The organism is Cupriavidus sp. 01L46 (assembly GCF_056399905.1).
On sequence record NZ_JBFTSF010000594.1, the window covers coordinates 1 to 1,380 of the forward strand.

Consider the following 1,380-nt stretch of genomic DNA (forward strand, 5'->3'; position numbering starts at 1 on the left):
GGCAGAGCACCATCCGTTGCTGCTAGTGTTCCTGCATCCGCCAAACTAGCACCAACCGCCGAAGCGGCAAGCAAGCCGACAACACTAGCAAGGCATATCCTTTGGATTGATTTCATCACTGTCTCCTGCTGGTATTCGCGCAGGCCGCGACACATATCCCCCGGGCAACGCGCCCCTGCAATTGCTCCTTTACTCCTTTACAGAAGGGACCATCCAGAAAAACAGTGAGTTCCGCAGTGACGTGGCTACGTTACACATGGAAATAGGTATTGCCATTCGGCCACAAATGAAGAAGCCACCCGGATGTGGCTGGCGGACTGTGCCACTCCGGCTATCTGCCGGTTTCCTCTTGAAACGCTACCTGCTGCACTGCGGCATACCCTAAGATCGTCACGCCATCGCTGTCGAGCTTCCTAGCCTGTTCAGGCAACTCTACCGCTGGCATATCCGGATACATTGCCGAGAGAATTTCATCTGCCTCATCTCTGGACTCAAATGGTCCGAAGTGAACAACTTGATGCCCGGTGATTGCTGCGAACAACCACTCGCCCGTCTCCAGCGGGTAAATTACCGCCAGTGAATGTGCTTGCTGGTACATAAATGACTCCAGATCTTGTTGTGTTCTCCAACACAACTAACGATGCTGACGAGTCCCATCCTCGACGGAACGGGTGCCTCATGCCCTCTGTATGAGCTATTTTAGTAAACCCATCTGGCCTGACAAGAATCGAGTCTTACCGTGCCGGATGCTGCCGCACCGCGCCAATGTCGATGCCGTCAATGTCTATGCCAGCAAACAGCCAGTGCCATTGCTCTACAGTCAGGCATCACCTCCGGGAGCGTGTTGCTTGAGCATCCTGTTCGCGCCATGTCTTGCGCTGCTGGAAGAGTGTATCGATGGCGGTGCGCGCGACTCTCCTCCAGGCGAATGGCCGCGGATCGGCAAGCATGCTGAGCGCGCGCGCATAGTCGAGCGTCAAGCCCGGCGTCCATGCCATCGTGACGGCGCGCTTTCTGATTTGCGCTGCGACCCACAGTTCCGGGGTGACAAGCACGCGCAGAAGGCTGCCCCAGCCGACGCGATCGCCGTGCAGGCGACTGCTCGCGCCGTCGATCGCCGCCTCGAGCGCGTTCGACACTGAACTTGAGCAGTTCCGGTGCGTCAGGTTGTAGGTGATGTCCTGGCGGTAGCGGTTCCAGAACTGCTGCAGTTTCGCGGGATCGTAGTTCCGGATCCGCACCCGCACGGTCGATGGGCACCATGCCTTCGATTCGGTCGCGTAGTCCGGCTGGAACACGCCGGGCACATCGTTATCGCGCGTCGCACGCAGGATGCGTCCGAACTCGTCCGGCGATCGATCGATCTCGACGCTCGGATAC

The 1,380-nt window shown here is 58.1% G+C and carries 1 protein-coding gene and 1 pseudogene; both read right to left on the reverse strand.

Annotated elements, in window-relative coordinates; translation table 11 throughout:
• Positions 1–331: 331 nt before the first annotated feature.
• Positions 332–598 (reverse strand): hypothetical protein, encoded by a 267-nt coding sequence (locus AC1DS3_RS38690; RefSeq protein WP_441640509.1) that lies wholly within the window; start codon positions 596–598, stop codon positions 332–334.
• A 229-nt stretch (positions 599–827) separates the two neighbouring features.
• Positions 828–1,380: pseudogene (locus AC1DS3_RS38695) on the reverse strand (DUF308 domain-containing protein); the annotation flags it as partial.

Excerpts from the sequence above, each read along its gene's own strand:
- AC1DS3_RS38690 (WP_441640509.1), bottom strand. The coding sequence starts at position 598 with ATGTACCAGCAAGCACATTCACTGGCGGTAATTTACCCGCTGGAGACG.